The organism is Ruegeria sp. BHSC223, assembly GCF_059613025.1.
On the sequence record NZ_JBXWRR010000001.1, the window covers coordinates 464,454 to 488,573 of the forward strand.

Annotated in this window: 21 protein-coding genes; 4 read left to right on the plus strand and 17 right to left on the minus strand. The window is 65.3% G+C overall.

Annotated elements, in window-relative coordinates:
* Window positions 1–264 precede the first annotated feature (264 nt).
* The 6 genes from AC2FNY_RS02280 to purC all read right to left on the minus strand — a co-directional run bounded on the left by AC2FNY_RS02280 (window position 265) and on the right by purC (window position 6,284).
* Complete coding sequence (locus AC2FNY_RS02280) at window positions 265–1,599, minus strand: sigma-54-dependent transcriptional regulator (protein WP_234136589.1); 1,335 nt, start codon at window positions 1,597–1,599, stop codon at window positions 265–267.
* Window positions 1,600–1,613: 14 nt separating this feature from the next.
* Window positions 1,614–3,383 (minus strand): sensor histidine kinase, encoded by a 1,770-nt coding sequence (locus AC2FNY_RS02285; RefSeq protein WP_234162479.1) that lies wholly within the window; start codon window positions 3,381–3,383, stop codon window positions 1,614–1,616.
* 36 nt (window positions 3,384–3,419) lie between these two features.
* A complete protein-coding gene (gene purQ, locus AC2FNY_RS02290; RefSeq protein WP_496801504.1) occupies window positions 3,420–4,088 on the minus strand; it encodes a phosphoribosylformylglycinamidine synthase subunit PurQ in 669 nt (222 codons plus the stop codon).
* Window positions 4,089–4,100: 12 nt separating this feature from the next.
* A complete protein-coding gene (locus AC2FNY_RS02295; RefSeq protein WP_496801505.1) occupies window positions 4,101–5,144 on the minus strand; it encodes a zinc-dependent alcohol dehydrogenase family protein in 1,044 nt (347 codons plus the stop codon).
* 3 nt (window positions 5,145–5,147) lie between these two features.
* Window positions 5,148–5,378 (minus strand): phosphoribosylformylglycinamidine synthase subunit PurS, encoded by a 231-nt coding sequence (gene purS, locus AC2FNY_RS02300; RefSeq protein WP_011047621.1) that lies wholly within the window; start codon window positions 5,376–5,378, stop codon window positions 5,148–5,150.
* Window positions 5,379–5,528: 150 nt separating this feature from the next.
* Complete coding sequence (gene purC, locus AC2FNY_RS02305; protein WP_234136584.1) at window positions 5,529–6,284, minus strand: phosphoribosylaminoimidazolesuccinocarboxamide synthase; 756 nt, start codon at window positions 6,282–6,284, stop codon at window positions 5,529–5,531.
* A 159-nt stretch (window positions 6,285–6,443) separates the two neighbouring features.
* Between purC and AC2FNY_RS02310 the strand changes: the two genes are divergently transcribed.
* From AC2FNY_RS02310 to bmt, 3 genes are all read left to right on the plus strand, one after another.
* Window positions 6,444–6,761: a DUF1476 domain-containing protein gene (locus AC2FNY_RS02310; protein ID WP_234144042.1), complete on the plus strand. Its 318-nt coding sequence runs from the start codon at window positions 6,444–6,446 to the stop codon at window positions 6,759–6,761.
* A gap of 118 nt (window positions 6,762–6,879) precedes the next feature.
* Entirely contained in the window at window positions 6,880–8,736 is a 1,857-nt protein-coding gene (locus tag AC2FNY_RS02315; RefSeq protein WP_496801506.1) for a phosphatidylglycerol lysyltransferase domain-containing protein, read from the plus strand.
* Between the two features lie 60 nt (window positions 8,737–8,796).
* Window positions 8,797–9,816, plus strand: coding sequence for a betaine--homocysteine S-methyltransferase (bmt, locus tag AC2FNY_RS02320; protein ID WP_496801507.1), 1,020 nt, complete (start codon window positions 8,797–8,799; stop codon window positions 9,814–9,816).
* Between the two features lie 9 nt (window positions 9,817–9,825).
* On the opposite strand, the gene AC2FNY_RS02325 is transcribed toward bmt, so the two are convergent.
* From AC2FNY_RS02325 to AC2FNY_RS02375, 11 genes are all read right to left on the minus strand, one after another.
* Window positions 9,826–11,379 (minus strand): trypsin-like peptidase domain-containing protein, encoded by a 1,554-nt coding sequence (locus AC2FNY_RS02325; protein ID WP_496801508.1) that lies wholly within the window; start codon window positions 11,377–11,379, stop codon window positions 9,826–9,828.
* A gap of 49 nt (window positions 11,380–11,428) precedes the next feature.
* Window positions 11,429–12,205, minus strand: a complete 777-nt coding sequence (locus AC2FNY_RS02330; RefSeq protein WP_496801509.1) for an enoyl-CoA hydratase-related protein — start codon at window positions 12,203–12,205, stop codon at window positions 11,429–11,431.
* A gap of 76 nt (window positions 12,206–12,281) precedes the next feature.
* The gene (locus tag AC2FNY_RS02335; protein WP_496801510.1) at window positions 12,282–12,734 is read right to left on the minus strand and encodes a cytochrome c-type biogenesis protein; all 453 of its coding nucleotides are present in this window, start codon (window positions 12,732–12,734) and stop codon (window positions 12,282–12,284) included.
* Window positions 12,731–14,695: a heme lyase CcmF/NrfE family subunit gene (locus tag AC2FNY_RS02340; RefSeq protein WP_496801511.1), complete on the minus strand. Its 1,965-nt coding sequence runs from the start codon at window positions 14,693–14,695 to the stop codon at window positions 12,731–12,733. The genes AC2FNY_RS02335 and AC2FNY_RS02340 overlap by 4 nt, the downstream gene beginning before the upstream one ends.
* 75 nt (window positions 14,696–14,770) lie before the next feature.
* The gene (locus AC2FNY_RS02345; protein ID WP_496801512.1) at window positions 14,771–15,349 is read right to left on the minus strand and encodes a holin family protein; all 579 of its coding nucleotides are present in this window, start codon (window positions 15,347–15,349) and stop codon (window positions 14,771–14,773) included.
* Window positions 15,340–15,951, minus strand: a complete 612-nt coding sequence (locus AC2FNY_RS02350; protein ID WP_496801513.1) for a holin-associated N-acetylmuramidase — start codon at window positions 15,949–15,951, stop codon at window positions 15,340–15,342. The genes AC2FNY_RS02345 and AC2FNY_RS02350 overlap by 10 nt, the downstream gene beginning before the upstream one ends.
* A gap of 145 nt (window positions 15,952–16,096) precedes the next feature.
* Window positions 16,097–16,540, minus strand: coding sequence for a cytochrome c maturation protein CcmE (gene ccmE / locus AC2FNY_RS02355; RefSeq protein ID WP_234166683.1), 444 nt, complete (start codon window positions 16,538–16,540; stop codon window positions 16,097–16,099).
* A 7-nt stretch (window positions 16,541–16,547) separates the two neighbouring features.
* Complete coding sequence (argC, locus tag AC2FNY_RS02360) at window positions 16,548–17,576, minus strand: N-acetyl-gamma-glutamyl-phosphate reductase (RefSeq protein ID WP_496801514.1); 1,029 nt, start codon at window positions 17,574–17,576, stop codon at window positions 16,548–16,550.
* 90 nt (window positions 17,577–17,666) lie between these two features.
* Window positions 17,667–18,476, minus strand: a complete 810-nt coding sequence (gene murI / locus AC2FNY_RS02365) for a glutamate racemase (protein ID WP_234136573.1) — start codon at window positions 18,474–18,476, stop codon at window positions 17,667–17,669.
* An 8-nt stretch (window positions 18,477–18,484) separates the two neighbouring features.
* On the minus strand, window positions 18,485–19,363 hold the full coding sequence (locus AC2FNY_RS02370; protein ID WP_234136572.1) for a lysophospholipid acyltransferase family protein: 879 nt from the start codon (window positions 19,361–19,363) through the stop codon (window positions 18,485–18,487).
* Window positions 19,364–19,444: 81 nt separating this feature from the next.
* Window positions 19,445–22,864 (minus strand): indolepyruvate ferredoxin oxidoreductase family protein, encoded by a 3,420-nt coding sequence (locus AC2FNY_RS02375; protein WP_496801515.1) that lies wholly within the window; start codon window positions 22,862–22,864, stop codon window positions 19,445–19,447.
* A 171-nt stretch (window positions 22,865–23,035) separates the two neighbouring features.
* Here AC2FNY_RS02375 and AC2FNY_RS02380 point away from each other — a divergent pair, with 171 nt between their 5' ends.
* Window positions 23,036–23,941 (plus strand): LysR family transcriptional regulator, encoded by a 906-nt coding sequence (locus tag AC2FNY_RS02380; protein WP_234136570.1) that lies wholly within the window; start codon window positions 23,036–23,038, stop codon window positions 23,939–23,941.
* Window positions 23,942–24,120: the final 179 nt, after the last annotated feature.

Below are 24,120 nucleotides of genomic sequence, written 5' to 3' on the forward strand. Positions count from 1 at the left end.
GCAGCGAAACTCTATTGGGTGCGGGAGCAAGGAACCCTTGGGTCCGCCCCGTTCTGTCACAATAAAAGCAGAGCTGTGGAAAAGACAATGGGCAAAGTGCATGTTCACGAGGGTCAAGGGTTCGACAGGCCCGCGAACGCACCAAAGTCCGTCCGGACGGAGGCGCGGCCGACGCCTTCCGGTCGCAGGCGGTGGCCCAGGTTCGGCCAGCCATGCCTCGGCCGCACCGGTCGCGCTTGCAAGAGCCGGTGCCGCCGGGCTGGATCAGAGGTAATCCGAGCGCTGAAGCCCGTATTTCGCCATCTTCTCGTTCAGGGTCCGGCGCGGCAGGCACAGTTCGTCCATCACCGCCGCGATCGAGCCCTTGTGGCGCCGCATCGTGTTGTCGATCAGCATCCGCTCGAACGCCTCGACATATTCCTTGAGCGGCTTGCCCTCGGTGGTCATCACCGGCTGCATGTCCTCGTGATCGGACATCAGGAGAGAGGCGATGGTGCCCGAACCGCGCCGCGCCTGCAGCACCGCGCGTTCGGCGATGTTGATCAGCTGGCGCACGTTGCCCGGCCAGGGCGCCTGCAACAGCTGCGCGGCCTCTTGCGCGCTGACCTGCGGCGCGTCACAGCCGTATTCCTCGGCGAACTGCTCGCTGAGCCGGGTGAACAGCGTCAGGATATCCTCGCCCCGCTGGCGCAGCGGCGGCATGGTCAGGCGCAGCGCGGCCAGTCGATAGAACAGGTCCGGGCGCAACACGTCCTCGCTGGTCTTGCCTGCCTCTTGCAGGTTCGAGATGGCCACGATCCGGGTTTCCGCCGGCGTGCCCTGCTGGTTCATCACTGACAACAGCTTGGCCTGAAGCGCATCGCTGAGCGACTCGATATCCTCCAGCACCAGCGTGCCACCGCGCGCTTCCTCGACTGCGGGCAATTGCGCATCCTCGGGGATCATCGGGCCAAACAGCCGCTTGGCCAGCGCCTCTTCCTCCAGCGCCGAACACGAGACCAGCACGAATTTCTTGCCCGCGCGGCTGCCCACCGCGTGCAGCGCATGGGCCACCAGGGTCTTGCCGGTGCCGGTCTCGCCGTCGATCAGCACATGGCCGTCGGCCTGGCCCAGGTCCAGAATGTCCTCGCGCAGCCGCTCCATGACCGGGCTGGTACCGATCAGCTTTTTCATAATCTGGCTGCCATCGCTCAGCTCACGCCGAAGCGCCCGGTTGTCCAGCGTCAGCCGGCGCGCATTGCTGGCGCGCTTGGCCAGATCGGACATCCGGTCGGGGTTGAACGGCTTTTCCAGAAAATCGAAGGCACCGACCCGCATCGCCTCGACCGCCATCGGCACATCGCCGTGACCGGTGATCATGATCACCGGCAGCGAGCTGTCGGCCCCCATCAACTTCTTGAGGAACTGCATGCCGTCCATGCCCGGCATCTTGATATCCGAAATGACGATGCCGGGATAATCCGAGCCCAGAACCTTCAGCGCCTCTTCGGCGCTGGCAAAGGTCTCGGTGTCATAGCCCGACAGGGCCAGCCACTGGCTGATCGACTGGCGCATGTCCTGTTCGTCATCGACAATCGCAATCTTCATCGCCTGTGCCATAGGGTATTCCCTCTTTATTCTGCGGCTTCCAGACCGTCTTCGAGGATCGGTAACTGCATCTCGAAAACGGCACCGCCATGTTGCCCATTGCGCGCCGTCAGGCGCCCTCCAAGGTCGTTGACGATCCCCGAAGAGATTGCAAGACCCAGACCCACCCCGTCGCCGGGCTGTTTGGTGGTGTAGAACGGCTCAAAGATATTATCGAAATCACTGATTCCATGGCCATTGTCGCGCACCGTCAATGTTGCGGTCTCGCCGGCAGCCAGGATGATCTCGACCTCGGGGTCACGTACCGATTTGGTGGCGTCCAGTGCATTGCGCAAGAGGTTGACCATGACCTGTTCGATCCGCATCCGGTCGCCCATCACCAGCACCGGGCGGTCGGGGAGGATCTGTGTTATCTGCACTTGCCGCTGTCGCAGCTGCGGCTCCATCATCGAAAGAGAGGCCGCAAGCGCATCGCCCATGTTTATTGGCGAAAGCGCCTCTTGCCCCTTGCGGGCATAGGATTTCAACTGCCGCGTGATCGCCCCCATCCGCTCGATCAGATCGTCGATGCGGCCAAAGCTCGACAACGCCTCTTCGGACCGGTTGCGGCGCAGCAGCAGGCGGGCACCGGCCAGATAGGTCTTCATCGCCGCCAGCGGCTGGTTCAACTCGTGGCTGACAGCGGCCGACATCTCGCCAAGCGCCGCCAGTTTCGAACTCTGCGCCAAGGTCTGCTCGGCTACTTCCAGCGTTTTTTGCACCCGTTCGCGTTCGGCGATTTCCCGCTGCAGCCGAGCGTTCAGCGCGCGAAGCTCCGCCGACTCGCGCTGAAACAGGGCCATGCGGAACGCCGTGCGCCGACTGAGCGCATAGAAGCTGAGCGCCAGAAGAATCGCGAATCCCATGATTTCCAGCGCCAGAACCCCGTTCACCCGCTCGCGGATCGAGGCATAGGTGGTGAATGAGGTCATCTGCCAACCCCGGAACGGGATACGGCTGTCCATTCGCATCACCGCCTCGCCCCGCAGATAGGCGTCAGCGGGCAGCGCGGTCCAATCGGCGGTTACCCGGATCGCCCGCTCGATCGCGTTCTCGGGTGTTTGGTGGCGCAACGCCTCAGCCTGGTTCATCCCGCGCCAGCGCGGTTCGGTGGCCAAGATGATGGTCCCCGCTGAATTGGTCACGTACACCGCGTCCGAAATTCCTGACCAGGCGCGTTCGAACTTTTGCAGATCGACCTCGACCACGATCACGCCCAGTACACCAGAACTGTCCTCCAGCCTGCGCGAATAGGTAAAGCTGTAGCCGCCAGCCTCGCGCTGGATGGTTGAGAACACGGTGGAATTGGATCGCACCGGATCAACGAAATAGGCGGCCGAGCGGTGCTGTTCGCCCAACCGGTTGCGGTCGGTCGCGGCGACGGTGCGCCCGTCGCGGTCGAGCAACATAAGCGAGGCCGCACCGATCTCTTCGACAAAGGAAATCAGCCGCTGGGTCGATTGTGAGAAATCGCTCGATTGCAACGCCGCGATAAGAGTCGGGTCGCGCGACAACAGCTGCGGTACAATGGCGTTGCGCCTGAGTTCGCTCAGCAGGTTGCCCGAGTAAAGCGCCAGTCGCAACTCGGCCCGATTGCGAGTGCTTTCAGTGAAGCGATCGGTCAGGAGCCTGTTGGTAACCCAGACAGTTGCTGTAGCGATCAACAACAGCGACACCAGCGCCACCCGCACCCGCCAGCTGAGCTGGCCGGAGCGGATCCAGTTCTGCGCCATAGGGTCCTTGCGAGCGGTACTCATGACACCACGCTACGCGCGCAGGGCGCGTTGCTCAAGTCACGCCGGGGTCAGTGCCCCCGCCAATGCGCGGAAGAGCGCCGCCCCATCCGTGCCGCCATGGCCCGCATCGGCGGCCCGTTCGGGATGCGGCATCATCCCCAGCACCCGCCGGTTGGCGCTGAGAATGCCGGCGATATCGTCGCGCGCGCCATTGGGGTTGTCGGTATAGGTGAAGGCGATCCGGTCCTCGGCCCTGAGCGCGGCCAGCGTCTCGTCATCGGCATAATAGTTGCCGTCGTGATGGGCGATCGGGATACCGATCACGTCGCCTGCATTGTAGCCCTCGGTAAAGACGCTGTTCGAGGTCTCGACCTTCAGCTCAACGGTCTTGCAGATGTATTTCAGACCGGCATTGCGCAGCAGGGCTCCGGGCAGGATGCCGGTTTCGGTCAGCACCTGGAACCCGTTGCACACGCCCAGGGCATAGCCGCCACGCTCGGTATGCTCGACCACCGCCTTGCAGATCGGCGATCGTGCGGCGATGGCACCACAGCGCAGATAGTCGCCATAGCTGAAGCCGCCGGGAATGCCGACAATGTCGATCCCCTGCGGCAGGCTGGCATCCTTGTGCCAGACCATCGAGACATCGAAGCCGGCCTGTTCAAAGGCCACGGCCAGGTCCCGGTCGCAATTCGATCCGGGGAAGACGACAACGGCTGCACGCATGGGCGAGACCTCCTAGCTAGCAAAATCGGTGATCACCGCCACGCCCGGCGGGGCGGGACGGTCAAAGGCGGCAAGCTCGTCGCTTGCCTGGGACAGGGCGATGGTGCGGGTCACCAGCGGCGACAGGTCCACATGGCCGCCGTCGATGAGAGAGAGAAGCGAAGGATAGCGCCAGGCGGGCATGCCGCGGGTGCCTTGCAGGGTCAGTTGCCCGGAATAGAGCACATCCATCGGCAGAGTCATGGCCGTATGCTCGCCCGCCGGCATGCCGATCATCACCAGCCGTCCCAGCTTGCGCAGGGCCCGCATGGCGCCGGTCATGGTGGCGGCGATCCCCAGCGCCTCGATGGCGACATGGGCGCCGCCGCCGGTCAGCGCGCGCACCGCCTCGGCCGCGTCGGTTTCGGCGGCGTTGACCACCGCATCGGCGCCAAGGCTTTTGGCATGGGTCAGTTTGTCCTCGACCACATCGACCACGACGACGCGGGCGCCAAGCGCGCGGCCCAGAAGCAGCGCCGACAGTCCGACGCCGCCGCCGCCAAACACCGCCAGCCATTCGCCCGGTCGCAGCACGGCCCGTCCGACCAGCGCCTGCCAGGCGGTGGTGACCCGGCAGCCAAGGCCGGCGGCCACATGCGGCGGCAGGCTCTCGGGCAGCGCGGTCAGGTTGGTATCGGCAAAGGGCACCGCGATCAGCTCGGCAAAGGCGCCATCGCGGGTAAAGCCCGGCACCTGCTGGTTGGCGCAGATGGTCTGATGTCCGGCCGCGCAATCGCCGCAGCGCCCGCAGGCCAGGATAAAGGGCGCGATCACCCGGTCGCCCGGCCGCCAGCGGCTGACACCGGCCCCCAGCGCCACCACCTCGCCGCAGAATTCGTGACCCGGCACCATGGGCAAGACCACATCCGGGTCGGCCCCGGTCCAGGCATGCCAGTCCGACCGGCACACCCCGCAGGCCAGCACGCGCAGCACCACCTCTCCCGGCCCCGGTGTCGGGTCCGGCAGGGTCGCCAGCGTCAGGGGCTGGCGCCAGGCGGTCAGCTGCGCGGCGCGCATGGCTCAGACCAGCTCGATCTCGTAGCGTTCGATGACCGTGTTGGCGAGCAGCTTTTCGCACATCTCGGCCACATCGGCCTCGGTGGCGCCTTCGACCAGATCGAGGTCGATCACCTTGCCCTGGCGGACACCGGTCACCTTGTCAAAGCCCATGGCGCCAAGCGCGTGGCGCACCGCCTCGCCCTGCGGATCGAGTACCCCGTTCTTGAGCATCACATGCACGCGTGCCTTCATCTTTCCTTGTCCTTCATCCTGCTCCTGCCGGACCGCGCGGCGCCACCCCTCACAGGGCCGGTCGCGCGCCCGCATAGCTGTTTCGATCTGTTGCGCGCGGCGGTCGCCATCCGCCGACGCAATGTCCCGATTTCCTGCGCCGTCCCGACCTCAGTTGATCAGCGTCGGTTTCGTCACCTGGCTTTTCGGGATCACGCCCAGGCGGCGGGCCACCTCGGAATAGGCATCGGTCAGGCTGCCCAGGTCGCGGCGGAACACGTCCTTGTCCAGCTTCTGCCCGGTGGCGATATCCCACAGACGGCAGCTGTCGGGGCTGATCTCGTCGGCGATGATCAGGCGCGGATAGTCGTTCTCGTAGACCCGGCCGATCTCGATCTTGAAGTCGATCAGCTTGATGCCGACGCCATACATCAGCCCCGAGAGGTAATCGTTCACCCGCAGCGCCAGGCTCAGGATATCGTCCATGTCCTGCTGGCTGGCCCAGCCGAAGGCCGCGATATGCTCCTCGGTCACCAGCGGGTCGCCCAGCTCGTCATTCTTGAGGCAATATTCCACGATCGGGCGCGGCAGTTGCGTGCCCTCTTCGATGCCCAGCCGTTTCGACATGGTGCCGGCGGCAAAGTTGCGCACGATCACTTCCAGCGGCACGATCTCGCAGGCGCGCACCAGTTGTTCGCGCATGTTGAGACGGCGGATGAAATGGGTCGGCACGCCGATCTGGGCCAGACCGGTCATGAAATACTCGCTCAGGCGGTTGTTCAGCACCCCCTTGCCTTCGATCACGTCCTTTTTCTGGGCGTTGAAGGCGGTGGCGTCATCCTTGAAATACTGCACGATGGTGCCCGGTTCCGGGCCTTCGTACAGGATCTTGGCCTTGCCTTCGTAAATCTTGGTGCGACGCGCCATCTGCGACCTTTCCGACTGGGGCGGGGAAATGAGTCCCCCGTCATGGCGCTCTCATACGGCAAGCGCCGCAGTGTCGCAAGGTTACCGCTGCCTCTTGCGGTCCGCCCCCGCGAACGGCATATCAGAAGCAGAGCATAATTCACTGAGGGGACGCAACCCATGACCACCTTCGACGATCGCGAACACGCATTTGAAGCCAAGTTCGCCCATGACGAGGAAATGCAGTTCAAGGCGCAGGCCCGCTGCAACAAGATGCTGGGCCTGTGGGCTGCCGGCCTGATGGGCAAGACCGGAGACGAGGCCGCCGCCTATGCCAAGACCGTCGTGATCGCCGATTTCGAAGAGGCCGGCCACGAGGACGTGGTGCGCAAGGTCACCGCCGATCTGGACGGGCTGGCCGATGCCGACACGGTGCGCGCCAAGATGGCAGAACTGCTGCCCGAGGCCAAGGCGCAGATCATGGGCGAAGCGGGCTGAACCACGCAATTCCTTTGCGATTTCAATCGCATGGAGAACCCGCAAGCACCTGCTTGCGGGTTTACTTTTGGGAAAGGGATGCACGGCTAGTCTTTGGCCAATTGCCAAAGGACCCCGCATGCATCGACCCGTCCCTTCGTTCCCCCGCCTGACCCGTCTGCTGCTGCGTCTTTGCGGCACGCTTGCGCTCACCCTTTGGCTGTTGTGGATGCTGGTCGAGCGTCTGGCGGCGATCGAGCCGGGCGCGGTGGCCCAGGCCCTGTCCGGCCTGCCCGTCTGGCGGCTGGCGGTGGCGTTGCTGGCCGCTGCGGTCAGTTTCTGGGCGGTGGGCCGCTATGACGGGGTGGCACATCGGCATTTCCGCACCGGTCTGGCGCAGAAACAGGCCCGGCTCTGCGGCATGGCGGCCATCGGGTTTTCTCAGTTCTGCGGCTGCGGCGTGCTGAGCGGCGCATTCGCCCGCTGGCGCCTGATCGGTGATCTGACCCCGGCGCTGGCGTTGCGCCTGACCGCCTTCGTCGCGGTTACCTTTCTGCTGGCGCTGGTCTTCTGGGCCTCGATCCTGTGCCTGATTGCGCCCCCGCTGCCGGGGTTGCGGCAAACCGGGTCGGTGGGGCTGGCGCTGCTGCTGCCGATCGGGGTGGTCCTGTTCCTGCTGCCACGGCTGCGGCTGGGTCGGCTTGAGCTACGCCTGCCCAGCCTGCGGGCGCTGGGGGCGATCCTGGGCTGGGCGGCGCTGGACCTGGCGGCGGCGGCGCTGGTGCTGGCGGTGCTGCTGCCCGGCCTGTCCTGGGCCGATCTGCCCTTGCTGCTCACGGCCTATGTGCTGGCACTGGCGGCGGGGCTTCTATCCGGGGCACCGGGCGGGCTGGGCGCGTTCGAACTGACGCTGCTGTCGCTGCTGACCGCTCTGCCCGAGGCCGAGTTGATGGCGGCGGTGCTGGCCTATCGGCTGATCTATGTGGCCCTGCCGGCGCTGGTGGCGGTGCCGCTGCTGTTGTCGCCGCCCGACCTTCGGCTGGGGCGGCAGAGCCGTCTGTCACGGTTGGGGCATTACCACCCGCCCGCACGCCCCCGCGCCGAAACCGCCGTGGTGACGCAATCGCGCGGCTATGTGCTGAGCGGCGGGTTTGCCGACATGGCCGTGGTCGAGACCGACCACAGCCTGATCATGCTGTTCGATCCGGTCTGTGGCGGTCGCCATCCCGACCTGTCCCTGCTGTCGCACCGGGCGGCTCAGCGCAATCTCTGCGCGCTGGTCTACAAATGCTCGGCCCGCGTCGCCGTCTCGGCCCGGCGCGCGGGCTGGCGCGTGCGGCATGTCTCGGACGAGGCGACGCTGGTGCCTGCGACCTTTACCACCGAAGGCGCGGGGCGGCGCCAGATCCGGCGCAAGCTGCGCCATGCGGTGCGCGCGGGCCTGCAAACCGATCGGGCCGGCACCCTCCCGCTGGCCCAGATGGCCGAGGTCGACAGCCTGTGGCAAAGCGCGAACGGACGGGCATGGGGGCTGACCATGGGCCGCTTCGCGCCCGGTTACCTGGCCCGGCAGGCGGTTTTCCTGGCCTGGCGCGGCCCACGGCTCGAAGGGTTCGTCAGCTTTCACCGCAGCCGGGACGAATGGTGCCTGGACCTGATGCGGGTCCGCCCCGACGCCCCCGAGGGCACCATGCATGCGCTGGTGGTCGAGGCGCTGACCGTCGCCGCCGCAGCACGGGTGCCCAGGCTTTCACTGGCGGCGGTGCCATGCGGGCAATTGGGTCGCCGCTTTGACGGCCTGCGCCGGTTCAAGGACAGTTTCGCCCCCCGCTGGCAACCGCTTTACATGGCGGCCCCGGGCTGGACCGTGATGGCAGTGGCGGCGCTCGACCTGGCCCGCCATGTCCAGGCGCCACCACCGCTGGCCGGGCGCTACCCACAGTCGGCTCATGATCATGATGAAGAGTTTGAATTTGCCTCTCTCACGGGAACGTGACACATCTGCCGGTCAAGGCGGGCCCGCGCGGGCGCCGCGCAATCGGGGAGTCGCAAGACCATGACCAACGCTTTTGCCGAGATGCTGGCCAGCCATGACGTGCTGCTGGCCGATGGCGCCACCGGCACCAACCTGTTCGCCATGGGCCTGCAATCGGGCGATGCGCCCGAGCTGTGGAACACCGATGAACCCGCCAAGATCCGCGCGCTCTATCAGGGCTCGGTCGATGCGGGTAGCGACCTGTTCCTGACCAACACTTTTGGCGGCACCGCCGCGCGGCTGAAACTGCACGACGCCCAGGGCCGCGTGCGTGAGCTGAACCGCGTCGGCGCCGAGCTGGGCCGCGAGGTCGCCGACCGCGCCGGGCGCAAGGTGATCGTCGCGGGCTCGGTCGGCCCCACCGGCGAGATCATGGAACCGGTGGGCGCGCTCAGCCATGCCGCCGCGGTCGAGATGTTCCACGAACAGGCCGAGGGGCTGAAAGAGGGCGGCGTCGACGTGTTGTGGCTGGAAACGATCAGCGCCCCCGAGGAGTTTCGCGCCGCCGCCGAGGCCTTTGCGCTGGCCGGCATGCCCTGGTGCGGCACCATGAGTTTCGACACCGCCGGGCGCACGATGATGGGCGTCACCTCGGCCGATATGGCGCAGCTGGTCGAGACGCTGCCCAACCCGCCGCTGGCCTTTGGCGCCAATTGCGGCACCGGCGCCTCGGACATCCTGCGCACGGTGCTGGGCTTTGTCGCCCAGGGCACTGAACGCCCGATCATCTCCAAGGGCAATGCCGGCATCCCGAAATATGTCGATGGTCACATCCATTACGACGGCACGCCCGAGCTGATGGGTGTCTATGCCACCATGGCCCGCGACGCCGGCGCCAAGATCATCGGCGGTTGCTGCGGCACCATGCCCGCGCATCTGACCGCAATGCGGGCGGCGCTGGACAGCACCCCGCGCGGTGCGCGCCCGACGCTTGATGAGATCGTAGACAAGATCGGCCCCTTCACCTCGGCCTCGGACGGCACCGGCGACGATGCGGGGCCCGAGCGCCGCGCGCGCGGTGGCCGCCGCCGCCGCGCCTGAGCCTGACGCCTAGTCTGCGGGTGCGCTCAGCAGCGCCCGCAGACGCGCCACCGGCACGCCCAGGTTCGAGCCGCCGAAATCCGGCAGGATGGCGGTATTGACCGCCACCACCTGACCGCGCAGGTTCAGCACCGGCCCACCGCTGCCGCCATGGGTGGTTTCGGCATCATAGGTCACCAGCGCCGGGGTCACCTGCCCTACGATGCCCCGGCTGGCCAGCGGCCAGATCAGCCCCTCACCCGCCAGCCGGGCCGCCACCTCCCAGAACCCGGTGACACCGGCGCTGCGCAGTTCCTCGACGAATCCGGTGCCCGAACGCGCCAGCATCGACATCAGCCCGGTCGGGTAACCCATCACCAGCACCTCGAGCCCCGGCGGCGGAGACACGTCTGCCAGCGGCAGACCCGGCGGCAAATCGACCGGCGCGACGGGCGCCACCAGCGCCAGATCGGCACTGTCGCTGAGGCCGCGCACCTCCAGGTCGACCGGATCGGACCGGGCCGGAAAATAGGCAATGAAACGGGTAAAGACCGGCTCCAACGTCTCCCCGCCAAAGCCCATGGCGGCGGATTTCTCCCAAGGAACAGCCACATGACGGTTGGTGGCGATCAACCCGGTCTCGGCCAGCACAAAGCCGGTGCCGGTATATTGCACCTCGGCCACCGGCCCGGTGCCGTCGAGCGAGAGCATCGGCTGCCCGTTCGGCAGCATCAGCCGGGTGCCGCCCGCATCCAGCACGTGGCGCAGCATCCGACCACTGTCGCGGTGACGCAGCCCATAGCCACCCTGGATGAAGGCCACCGATCCGGCGGCGGTCGAAATCACCCGGGTCCCGGCGCCCGAGCGCTCCTCGAGCGTGTCGAGCCGCTCGGCATTCAGTTGCAGGCGGAGGCCGATCTCGTCCTGAAGCGCGTCCAGATCGCCGGGCCGGATCGCCTCGCGCCGCGCCTCGGCCAGGGCCGAGGCCAGCGCCTCGACCTGAAAGCGACCGCTTTCATATTGCGCGCGCAGAGCACGGTCGGCGCGGATCTGCCAGATCGCCAACCCCGCCAGCCCCACGAGGCCAAGCAGGACCAGCCCGCGAAACAGCAAGGCCCCGTTGCCCAGAAGCCGGGCCAGGAACATCCCCGCCGCGCGCGGCAGACGCGCCAGCAGCGGGCGTCGGCTGGTACGCAGATAACTGAGCGCGTCCCCCAACATCTCGGCCAGGGTCGGATGCGGGCGGCGGCGCTCGTCATAGATGCGCAGGCGCGACAGCGGCCCCTGCTCGCCGAACTCGATCACATCGCCATGGGACAGGTCAGCGGCCTCGACCGGCTGACGATTGACCCAGACCCGTGCGCCCGGCGCGGTGATAAGATGATAGACCCCCTCTTGCCGTCGCACCCGCGCGATCAGCTCTCCGGGGATACCGACGTCTCCCGGTGCCAGCACCCGCAGCCACCCGTCGCGGTCAAGCAGCAGCTCGACCCGATCCGAAGTGATCCAGGAATAGAGCCCCCGGTTGCGCCCGGTCAGGTGTTCCAGGACGGCCGCGTCGGGGGTATGGCTGGGCACGCTCATGTCGCCATGATGCCCAGCCTACATGGTCGGTTGTCAATCCGGCCTTCGTTCACCGACCTTCAAACTTGGCGGCGCGCTTTTCCATGAAGGCGACGACGCCTTCCTGAAAATCGCGGCTGCGGCCGCATTCGCCCTGCAAATGCGCCTCGGTCGCCAGCTGGTCGGACAGCGCGGTGCCGTAAGTACCCCGGATCGCCTTCTTGATATTGGCGAAGGCGGCGGTGGGACCATTGGCCAGATAGGCAGCGCGCTTGCGCCAATGGGCGTCGAATTCGGCGTCGGGGACCGCCTCCCAGATCATGCCCCAGGCCTCGGCCTGGCGGGAGTCGATCTTGTCGGCGAACAGGGCCGCGCCCATCGCCTTGGCCAGGCCCATCTGGCGCGGCAGGAACCAGGTGCCGCCGGCATCGGGCATCAGGCCAATGCGGGCAAAGGCCTGCAGGAAATAGGCGCTTTCGGTTGCGATCACCACATCGGCACAGAGCGCGAGATTGGCCCCTGCCCCCGCCGCCGGGCCATTGACCGCCGCGATGGTGGGCACCGGGCAATCATAGATCGCCTCGAGCATGGGGTTGTATTCGTCGCGCAGGGTGCGTTCCAGGTCGATCTTGCCGGAACTGCCCGCATCGCCCAGATCCTGACCGGTGCAAAAGGCCCGCCCCACACCGGTCAGCACGATGGCGCGCGCCTCGCGGGCGGCGGCCTTCATGGCATGGGTGATCTCGGCCCGCATCCGGCTGGTCAGCGCGTTCATCTTGTCGGGGCGGTTCAGGGTCAGAACCGCCAGACCGTCGGCGATGTCCAGAGAGATGGTGTCGTATTGCATGCGAGAGGCCCCCGGTTGGATGCTGTTGCGCCGCAAACTGGCGCAAGTTGACGTGCTGGGAAAGCGAAACCGCGCGTCACTCTTCCAGAATACGGCGCAGACGCTCCTGCTCGTCAGCACTCAGAGCGGCCTCTGTGGCGGGGGTCGCCGCTGCCCGCCCGCGCACAAAACCCCAGCCCATGCCCGCCGCCGCCAGCAGCATCAGGGGACCGGACAGCCACAACAGCCAGTTGGCCCCCGTGGTCGTGGGTTTCAGCAGCACATATTCGCCGTAGCGGTCGACGATATAGGCCACTGCCTGTTCGTCGCTGTCCCCCGCCACCAGACGTTCGCGCAACAACAGGCGCAGGTCGCGGGCAAGTTCGGCATTGGATTCGTCGATGCTCTCGTTGCGGCAGACAAGGCAGCGCAACCCCTCGCTCAGGTCGCGCGCGCGGGATTCGAGCACGGGATCATCCAGCACCTCGTCAGGCTGCACCGCCCAGAGCGGCGCCGCGATCAGCGACAGGATCAGGATCAGGCGTTTCATTCCGCAGGCACCCCGCTGGCCGGCGCCTTGCGCGCGCCTGCCGCCACCCGGAAGCGCCGGTCGCTGAGGCTGAGCGCGCCGCCAAGCGCCATCAGGATACAGCCCCCCCATATCCAGTTGGCAAAGGGCTTGATATAGGTCCGCATGGTCCAGCCGCCGTCATCCTGACGGTCGCCGATCACCACATAGACATCGCGCAGAATGCGATAGTCGATCGCCGCCTCGGTGGTGGGCATGCGCGCGACCGGATAGTCGCGCTTTTCAGGGTGCAGCGTGGCGATGGCACGACCCGCCTTTTCCAGCCGGACATTGCCCATGGTCGAGATATAGTTGGGTCCCTGTACCCGCTCGACCCCGTCGAGCGTCAGGGTAAACCCGCCCACCTCGAACGGTTCGCCGATACGCGCGACGCGGATATCCTCGACCTCCCAGGCCATCAACCCGGCAATGGCGAACATGGTGACACCCAGACCGGAATGGGCCACCGCCTTGCCCCAGTCGGCGCGCGGCAGGCGGAACAGCCGCGCCACGCTGCCGCCGCGCCCGGTGCGGCTCCACAGATCGACGATGGCGCCGAAGGTGATCCACGCCCCCAGGAACAGGCCCACCGGTCCCAGAGCGCTGCGCCCGGTCTGCATCACCCAGACCAGGATCGCCAGCGCCAGCGCCATCACAAAGGCATAGCGCAGGCTGTGCGCCACCCGGCCCAGCTTGCCGCGTTTCCAGGGCAGCATGGCACCCAGCGGCAACACCACACCCAGCGCCACCATGAACGGGGTGAAGGCCGCGTTGAAGAACGGCGCCCCGACCGAGAGTTTGCGGTCAAAGAACATCTCGGCCAGGATCGGCCAGAGCGTGCCAAAGAACACCACAAAGGCCGACACCGCCAGCAGGATATTGTTGAGCACCAGCGCGCTTTCCCGACTGACCATGGAAAAGACGCCCTTGGCCTCCATCGCCTGGGCGCGCGCGGCGAACAGCGTCAGCGCGCCTCCGGTAAAGAGGCCCAGAATGATCAGGATGAACACGCCCCGCTCGGGGTCGTTGGCAAAGGCATGTACGCTGGTCAGCAAGCCCGAACGCACGATGAAGGTGCCAATGAGCGAGAAGCCGAAGGCAAGGATCGCCAGCAGGATGGTCCAGCTTTTCAGCGCCTCGCGCTTTTCCACCACGATGGCCGAATGCAGCAAGGCAGCCGCCAGCAGCCAGGGCATGAAACTGGCATTCTCGACCGGGTCCCAGAACCAGAAGCCGCCCCAGCCCAGCTCGTAATAGGCCCACCACGATCCGAGCGCGATCCCGATGGTCAGGAAAATCCACGCCGCCAGCGTCCAGGGACGCACCCAGCGGCCCCAGGCGGCATCGACGCGCCCCTCGATCAGGGCGGCCACGGCAAAGGAAAACGCCATGCTCAGGCCGACATAGCCAAGATACAGAAACGGCGGATGGAACGCGAGGCCCGGATCCTGCAACAGCGGGTTCAGGTCCTGCCCGTCAAAGGGCGGCACCGCAAGGCGCAGAAACGGGTTCGAGGTGAACAGGATGAAGGCAAAGAACGCCACCGCGATCGCCGATTGCACCGCCAGCACCCGCGCCTTGAGCGTTGGCGGCAGACCGCCGCCGAACCAGGCCGCCATGGCGCCAAACAGGGTGACGATCAGCACCCAGAGCAGCATGGACCCCTCGTGATTGCCCCATGTGCCGCTGATCTTGTACAGCATCGGCTTGGCCGAATGGCTGTTCAGCACCACCAGCCGCAGCGAGAAATCCGAGGTCACAAAGGCCCAGACCAGCGCCGCAAAGGCAAAGGCGGTGAGCAGGAACTGCGCCCCCGCCGCCGGTTCGGCCAGCGCCATCCAGCCGGGCCAGCGTTTATGAGCTCCGATCATCGGCACGACCATCTGCACGATGGCGACCATGAAGGCGAGGATGAGGGCGAAGTGACCGAGTTCCGTAATCATGACCCGAGATATAGACCCGGGTCCCGGCACCGCCAATCCCTTTCGCCGGGATCGGCGGCGCATAGTGTCGCGCCGTCAGGCCCGTTTCAGGCGGCGCCACTCCTCCAGCGCGGGGTTGGCCTCGGGGGTTGCGGCCGCCAGCGCAAGGCGCGCATCGGGCCCGGCATCGGCCACGCCGGGGCTGTCATGGCGCAGGGCGCGCAGCGCGCGGATGTTCTCGACCGCCTGCGGCACGCGCGCCATGGTGGCGGCCAGATCGCGCTGGAAATCCTGCGTTTTGGCCTGGTGGCGAGCACCGAAATAGAACGACACGATGACGCCCAACAGCCACCACAGCGGCTCGGGCACCAGCGCCAGCCCCTGCATCCGCTCGCCGAACCAGATCGGATCGGCCATCGCCGCAATGAACAGGCCCAGCGTCCCCAGCGCCAGCGCCGGGCGCGGCAGCCGGTTCAGCCCGTCCATGAAGCGATCGAACGCGCCACGCCGGGGCACGGTGAACTCCGCCGCGAACTGGTCCAGCGCGCCCATCTGCACCTGGGTTGCGCGTGCCGCCCCGGCCTCGGCATTCTCTCGGAACACCTCGACCGTTTCGCGCACCGCGTTGCGACCGCCGCCAAACAGCATTCCCAGCAGATCACCGATCAGCCCCATGCCGAAACCCTCCGCTGGAACTCCGCCTCGCTCAGATGGTATTCGGGCGCCATGAATTCCTCGGCCCGCTTGATCCAGCCGCCCTTGCCGCCGGCGCGGGTGCGGGCGTATTTGCGGCTGGCCGGGCGCCGGTCGGCCAGACGGAAATAGTAGTTTCGCCGCGCCACCCCATAGGCATCGCGCAGCGCCTCGGGGCGCGGCACCGCCGCATCCCGCGCGGCGCGCAGGGTCTGCGGGCCGATCGCGCCATCCAACGCCACCTCATAGCCCATATCGCGCAGCAGCTGTTGCAGGATTTTCACCGCGTTGCCGCCCGCATTCACATACATGTCAAAGAGCGAGGCCTGTACCGCCTCGGGCATCTCGCCGATCCGGGGGCGGGCATAATAGTGGGTCAGGAATATCTCGACCGCCTGATCCCGGCTCAGCGCCCGCACATCGGCCACATCCACGGTGCCGTCGCCGGTCACATCCAGCCCCAGCCGCCGCATCGTGTGGATCGTCACCCCGAAATTGGTCGCCCCGCCCGGATCGTCGGGATCGTTCACGAACCCGCCCTCGCGGGCCACGATCTCCAGGGCGATCTGTCGTACCGTCTGCATTGGTCTCGACCTCCATCAGAACCGCCCTGATGAGGCCGAAAAAGAGTTAAACCCCCGCAAGTGCAAAGGGCGCCGCTTGCGCAACGCCCCTGTCTTCAGTCCGCCTGAAATACTCCCGCCGGAGGCGCCCTTTCAGTTTTTGGTGTCAGCTCTCGGGCGCCTGATAGACGCCCTGCTCCTTGAGCGCGTCCATGACCTCTTTCGGCATATAGGTCTCGTCATGTTTGGCAAGGATTTCAGAAGCTTCAAAGACGCCATTCACGTAACGCCCGGTGCCGATCATGCCCTGGTTCTCGGCAAAGAGATCGGGCAGCACACCGGTAAAGACAACCGGCACGCTGGCGCCGCCATCGGTCACGGAAAAGCGCACGGTCTCGCCCTGACCCCGCACAAGGGTGCCGCCCTCGACCAGCCCGCCGATGCGAAAGGTCTCGCTGGGCTGCGGCGGTTCGGCGATGATGTCGCTGGGTGCCCGGAAGAAGTTGATGCCGTCGCGCATGGCATAGCCGATCAGCCCCGTCGCCAGAACCAGAGCGACAGTGGCCAGTATGATCACCTGGATACGTCGTTGTTTCTTCAGCGATTTCATCTCGTCCTCACGGGAATAGCGGGGCCATGGTCAGCCCGGTGGTCTCTGTTTCACCTAACATCAGGTTGGCGTTCTGCAAGGCCTGGCCACTGCTACCTTTTGTCAGGTTATCCAGCGCCGCGATCACGATGGCCCGGCCCGCGATACGGTCGCCCGTCACCCCGATATGGCAATGGTTCGAGCCGCGTACATGATGGGTCGAGGGTGTCTCGCCAAAGGGCAGCACATGCAGGAACGGTTCGTCCGCATAGGCCGCGGCCAGCGTCTGATGCACGGTTTGCGCATCGCCGCGCACATAGGCGGTGGCCAGGATGCCCCGGTTGGCGGGGATCAGATGCGGGGTGAACTGCACCTGCACCGGACGCCCGGCCAGCGCCGAGAATTCCTGATCGAACTCACCCAGATGCCGGTGGGTGCCGCCCACCGCATAGGCGGTATAGCCCTCGCTCAGCTCGGCATGCAGCAGGTTTTCCTTCAGGCTGCGCCCCGCACCGGATACCGCGCATTTCAGGTCAAGGATGATCTCGTCCAGGTCGATGACGCCGGCGGCGATCAGCGGTCGCAGCACATATTGCCCGGTGGCCGCGTTACAGCCCGTTCCCGCCACCAGCCGCGCGGTGCGGATCTGGTCGCGGTAGAACTCGGTCAGGCCGTAAACCGCCTCGGCCTGCTGCTCCAGCGCCACATGGTCGTTGCCATACCATTTACGATAGGCCTCGGGATCGCGCAGCCGGAAATCGGCGCTCAGATCGACGATCCTGAGCGTTGAAGGCAGGGCGCGGATCACCTCCTGGCTGGTCTTGTGCGGCAAGGCACAAAAGCACAGGTCGACCCCGGCAAAGTCGATCTCGTCGATCTTGCACAGCACCGGCAGGTCCAGATGGCGCAGATGCGGGAACACCTCGGCCATGCTCTGCCCGGCCTTGCGCTCGCCCGACAGGGCGACGATTTCCATGTTCGGATGTTCGGCGATCAGCCGGATCAGTTCGGCCCCGGTGTAACCGCTGGCGCCCAGAATTGCGATCTTGTGGGTCATGTCAGACCTCTTCTCAACTGTGGTTTCGTCGCATCGCGACCGCCCCGCATGGGGCATAAGACGGTGAGGCAGCGCGCGCCTTGACCGAAGTCAGGCGGCGGCAAAGGTGATCTGTCGTCGCAGGAACTGGGTCGCGCGATTGCTGACGGTGGCGGGCTTGCCGGTGGTGAGATACCCCGCCGCGCCGCTGCCGCGCATGTTCGGGTGACGCTCCAGGTAATCGGCCAGGCTGTCGGCCACCAGATTGCCCTGGCTGAACACCCGCACATCGGGGCCCAGTGCGTCCTGAAAGATCGGCTCCATCAGCGGGTAGTGCGTACAGCCCAGGATGGCCGCCTGCGGATAGGGCATCTTGCGTTTCAGCGCGTCCACATGGCTGCGCACCAATGCCTCGGCCAGGATCAGGTCGCCCTCTTCGATGGCATCGACCACACCACCGCAAGCCTGCGCCTCGACATCCACACCGATGGCGCGAAAGGCCAGTTCGCGCTGGAACGCGCGGCTGGCTACGGTGGCGGGCGTGGCGAACAGTGCGACGTTCTTGACCTCGACCTCGCGCGGGGGGCTGTTATCGCCCCATTGCCGCTCGGTCAGCGCCTCGATCAGCGGCACGAACACGCCCAGCACCCGCTTGCCCGGCGGCACGCCCTCTTCCTGCATCCGGCGTAGCGCGGCGGCGCTGGCGGTGTTGCAGGCCAGGATCACCAGGTCACAACCCCGGTTCCACAAATCATGCACCGCCGCGCGCGTCAGTTGAAAGATATCCTCAGGCGTGCGCACCCCATAAGGCGCATGGGCGCTGTCGGCATAGTAGAGGAACTCTACCTCCGGCAACCGTTTCTGCGCGGCTTCCAGTACGGTCAGACCACCCAGGCCCGAATCGAATATCCCTACTGCCATCTTTCCCTTCAGGCGCGATGCCGTTCCTCGAATTCATAGCCGTAGTCATAGGACTTGAGCGGCGTCGGAGACAGCTCATACGTCGCCTTGCGCAGAAAATCCATCATCTTGCGCGTGTCCCGCGCCAAGGGGTCCAGAATGTCGCGCCCAATGGGCTGGCCCACCACCACCCGCACCGGCGTATCCACCCGTTTGCGGAATTCCTTGATCAACAGACCCATGCGCAGGGTCGAATGCAGATGGCTGGCGATCTGGAACAACCGGCTGGTATGGCCGTCAAAGAACACCGGTACCACCACCGCGTTGGATTTCGCCACCATTCGCGCGGTAAAACCGCGCCAGCCCGGATCCATCGGATGCGAGAACGGATGCAGCCCGGTCGAGACGGTGCCGCCGGGAAAGATGCCGATCGCGCCATCCTGCCCCAGATAGTTCAACGCCTGTCGGCGGGTGTCGATGTTCAGCTGCATGGCCTCACGGGTGTCATCGAACGAGATCGGCAGGATGATCCGGTTGATATCCTCGGCCTTGCGGAACACGCGGTTTGCAATGATGCGGAAATCTCCCCGTGTGTGAGACAGGATATGCCCCATCATCAGCCCGTCGAGGATGCCGTAGGGATGATTGGCGATCAGGATCAGCGGGCCGTCCTGTGGAATATTCGCCAATTCTCCGCCCACCACATCCAGTGTCAGGCCATATCGCTCGGCCATCACCGCCCAGAAATCGCGGCCCCGCGCCACTTCGCGTTCGTATCCCTGCGCCCGGCGGATCAGGCCCAGACGACCGGTGGTGTTCTCCATCAGGCGGATCACCGCCCGTCCTCCCCTGGTCGCGGCGGAATGGGCATAGCTGATATCGCGGGCGATATGGCGCTGTGCGGTCATGAATAGCTCCGAAAAAAAACTGCCCCTGAAATAGGGGCAGTCCTGGATTTTGCATAGAGCCTGTAACAGTCAAATGACGCGTTATTCCGCCGCTTTTGCCAGTTCCGGCCCGCCATGACGGATCACCGACAGCAACTCCTCGCGCCGCTTGGCGGCCTTGGCCTCGTTTGCCATCTTCACCGGGCCAAAGCCGCGGATGTCCAACGGCAGCCGTGCCAGCGCCACGATGGCATCGCGGGTGCGGCTGTCGAGTTTCAGCAGCACCTCGCGCATGTCCTTTTCATATTGCCGGATCAGCGCCCTCTCCATCTTGCGCTCGGCGGTATAGCCGAACAGATCGAACGGCGTGCCGCGCAGTCCCTTCATCCGCGCGAGCAACTTGAAGAGCCCCAGCCAGCGCTCGGAAAACTCGCGCTTTTTCGGGCGCCCATCCGCATCTTTACCGCCCAGGATCGGCGGCGACAGGTGCAGGGTCAGCTTCAGATCGCCATCAAACTCGGCCGCGGCCTTGTCGCGGCTGTCGAGCAGCAGGCGCGCCACCTCGTATTCATCCTTGTAGGACAAGAGCTTGTGATAGCCCTCGGCCACCGCCGCGCGCAGATCGCCGTCCTCGATCGCGTCGACCAGCTTGCGATAGCGCTTGGCCAGTCGCGCGCCCTGATAGGCAGTCAGATGTTCGGCGCGATAGGCGATCTTGTCCTCGGGCGATTTCGGCAACTCGACCACGCCGGGCCGGATCAGCCGCGCGGCCTCGTCCGGGTGCAGCACCGCCCAGCGGCCGATGTCGAAGGCGCGCTTGTTGCGTTCGACCGCGGCACCGTTCAGTTCGATCGCCTGCATGATGGCCTCGTGGCTGACCGGCAGCAGCCCGCGCTGCCAGGCGGCGCCGAACACCATCATGTTGGAATAGATCGAATCGCCCATCACTGCGCGCGCCAGCTCTGATGCATCGAACAGGTCCAGCCGCTCTTTCAATCGCGCCTCAAGCGCAAGGCTCAGCCGATCGGCGGGGATGGTGAAATCGGTGTTGCGGGTGAAATCACCGGTGATGATCTCGTGGCTGTTGACCACCGCGCCTGTGGTTCCGGTGCGGGTCAGGCCCAGCGTCTTGGCCCCGGCGCTGACCACAAGGTCGCCGCCGATCAGCGCATGCGCCTCGCCGGTGGCGACGCGGATGGCGCTGATATCCTCGGGCCGGTTGGCGATGCGGCAATGGATATGCACCGCGCCGCCCTTTTGCGCCAACCCCGCCATCTCCATCATGCCCGCGCCCTTGCCGTCGATCTGGGCGGCCTGCGCCAGTACCGCGCCGATGGTCACCACGCCGGTACCGCCGACACCGGTGATCACCACGTTATGGGTGCCGGAGATGGCGGGCAGGTTCGGCATCGGCAGATGCGGCAGGTCGATCTCGGCTGTGGCCTCCTTGCGGATCTTGGCGCCCTGCACCGTCACGAAGGACGGGCAGAACCCCTTGACGCAAGAGAAGTCCTTGTTGCACGAGGACTGGTCGATGGCGCGTTTGCGGCCCAGTTCGGTTTCCTTGGGCACGATCGAGACACAGTTCGACTGCACCCCGCAATCGCCGCAGCCCTCGCAGATATCGGTGTTGATGAACACCCGCTTGTCCGGGTCGGGGAAGGTGCCGCGCTTGCGGCGGCGGCGTTTCTCGGCGGCGCAGGTCTGGATATAGACTATGGCGCTGACGCCCTCGATCTCGCGGAAGCGCTTTTGCACCTGCATCAGCTCCGCCCGCTCGTGGAACGGCACCCCCGAGGGGAACTGCGAGCGGTCCATATCCTCCTTGTCGTCATATACAACGGCCAGTTCCTTGACGCCCATCGCCTTCAGCTCGGCCACGATGCGGGGCGCGGTCAAATCGCCTTCGTTCTCCTGTCCGCCGGTCATTGCGACCGCGTCGTTGAACAGGATCTTATAGGTGATGTTGGTGCCAGCCGCCAAGGCGGCGCGAATCGCCTGCACGCCCGAATGGTTATAAGTGCCATCGCCCAGGTTCTGGAACACGTGCTTGGTCTTGGAAAACGGCGCCTCGCCGATCCAGTTCGCCCCTTCACCGCCCATATGGGTGAACCCTTGGGTGTTCCGGTCCATCCACTGCACCATATAGTGACAGCCGATCCCGGCATAGGCGCGGCTGCCATCGGGCACCTTGGTCGAACTGTTATGCGGGCAACCCGAGCAGAAATACGGCAGGCGCGACGCGATTTCCTGCGCGTTGTCGTTGCGCCGCGCATCGGCCAGCGCGTTCAGGCCGGCGCGGATCCCATCGGTCTCGCGCCCCTCTTCGATAAAGATCGCGCCCAGCTTCTCGGCGATCAGGATCGGGTCCAGCGCGCCCCGGGTCGGGAACAGTTCCTCTCGGTGCAGCGCCCCGGCACCGCCCTTGTACCAGCCATAGACGCGGCGCCCCTGACGGTCGTCAAAGATGGCTTCCTTGACCTGCACCTCGATCAGCTTGCGCTTTTCCTCGACAATCACCACCAGGTCGAGATCTTCGGCCCAGTCATGAAAGCTCTGCATGTCCAGCGGAAAGGTCTGGCCGACCTTGTAGGTGGTGATGCCCAGCCGCTCGGCCTCAGCCTCGTCGATGTTCAAGAGCGACATCGCATGCACCAGGTCGAGCCAGTTCTTGCCCGCCGCGGCGATGCCGATCTTGGCGCCCGGCTTGCCCCAGACCCGCTTGTCCATCCGGTTGGCGCGGCTGAACGCCTCGGCGGCAAAGCGTTTGTAATCGATGATCCGCCCCTCTTGCAGGTGCGGCGTGTCACCCAGTCGGATGTTCAACCCGCCCTCGGGCATGTCGAATTCCGGGGTCACCAGTTGCATCCGGTCGGGACGGCCATCCACGACCGAGGTCACCTCGATCGTGTCCTTCATGGTCTTGAGACCCACCCAAAGGCCCGAGAACCGGCTGAGCGCATAGCCGTAGATACCGTAATCAAGGATTTCCTGCACACCTGCGGGGCTGACCACCGGCATATAGGCATCGACCAGCGCCCATTCCGACTGGTGCAGCACGGTCGAGCTTTCGCCGGTGTGGTCGTCGCCCATCGCCATCAGGACGCCACCATGTTTGGCGGTGCCGGCCATGTTGGCGTGGCGCATCACGTCGCCCGAACGGTCCACCCCCGGCCCCTTGCCGTACCACAGGCCAAATACGCCGTCATATTTGCCGTCACCGCGCAGCCCCGCCTGTTGACTGCCCCACAGCGCGGTGGCCGCCAGATCCTCGTTCAGCCCGAACTGAAAGGTGACATCGGCCGCGTTCAGCTGCTTTTGCGCCCGGCTCATCTGCAAATCGACCGCGCCCAGCGGCGAACCGCGATAGCCGGTGACCAGACCGGCGGTGCTCAATCCGGCGGCGGCATCGCGCGCTTTCTGCATCAACATCAGGCGAACCAGGGCCTGGGTGCCATTCAGCAGAACCGGACTCTTCTCCAGATCGAACTTGTCATTTAGCGTAAGTTTGGGTTGGCTCATCAGACGTCTCCCCTGCGCCGGACCGGCTTGTCATTGATGCCCAAATATAGGTCACAATTGCTGACCTGCATAGGTGGTTTTTTCGCCTTCACGCGCAGTTATACATCGTTCCTTGTGGAATTTGTCATGTGTTTCATATAGGTGATCGGGCGCATAAAGAAAGTTGCGGATATGGACTGGGACAAGCTTCGGATATTTCACGCGGTTGCCGATGCGGGCAGCCTGACCCATGCGGGCGACCGTCTGAACCTGTCGCAATCGGCGGTCAGCCGTCAGATCCGCGCGCTCGAGGAATCGTTGAACGCGACGCTCTTTCACCGCCATGCGCGTGGCCTGATTCTGACCGAGCAGGGTGAGCTGCTGTTTGACGCTACGAAATCCATGGCCAAGCGTCTGGATGCCGCCGCCGCCCGCATCCGCGACAGCGAGGAAGAGGTGTTCGGCGAATTGCGCGTCACCACCACCTTTGGCTTTGGCACCTTGTGGCTGGCGCCGCGCCTGACCGCGCTCTACCAGAAATATCCCGACCTCAAGGTCGATCTGATGCTCGAGGAACGGGTGCTGGACCTGCCCATGCGCGAGGCCGACGTGGCCATCCGCATGAAAGAGCCCAGCCAGGCCGATCTGATCCGCAAACGGCTGATGACCGTCGAGATGAAGCTCTATGCCACCCGCGCCTATCTCGACTCGGCGGGCACGCCGCAGGATATCAGCGACATCAGCGAACACCGGCTGATCTGCCAGAACACCAACGCCGCCCAGGTGGGTGCCAGCGTGGTGCTGGCTCAGCACCTGCTGGCCTACAACCCTTCGTCGCTGCTGACGGTGAACAACTATTTCGGCGTGCTTCAGGGCGTGCTGCACAATCTGGGCATCGGCGTCCTGCCCGACTATGTGACACAGGATTTCCCCGACCTCATCCATGTCCTGCCCGATATCAAATCGGCCCAGGTCCCGGTCTATCTGGCCTATCCAGAGGAGCTGCGTCATTCCCAGCGGGTCGCGGCCTTCCGCGACTTCGTTCAGGAAGAGATCATCGCCCATCGCAAACAGCTGAAGGAGTTGGGGATTCTCTGATTTTGACCAGCCATGCAACAGTTGCATAGCGGGAATGCTGCACCTGCGACATCAAAGTTCTTGAAGAAACGCCCCATGCCTCCTAAATCAGCACTCGAAGGCGATGATGCTTAGACGCTCGTCACCTTCATACCTACCTGTTGGACTATGGCCGAGCTTAGTGCTCGGCCTTTTTTTTC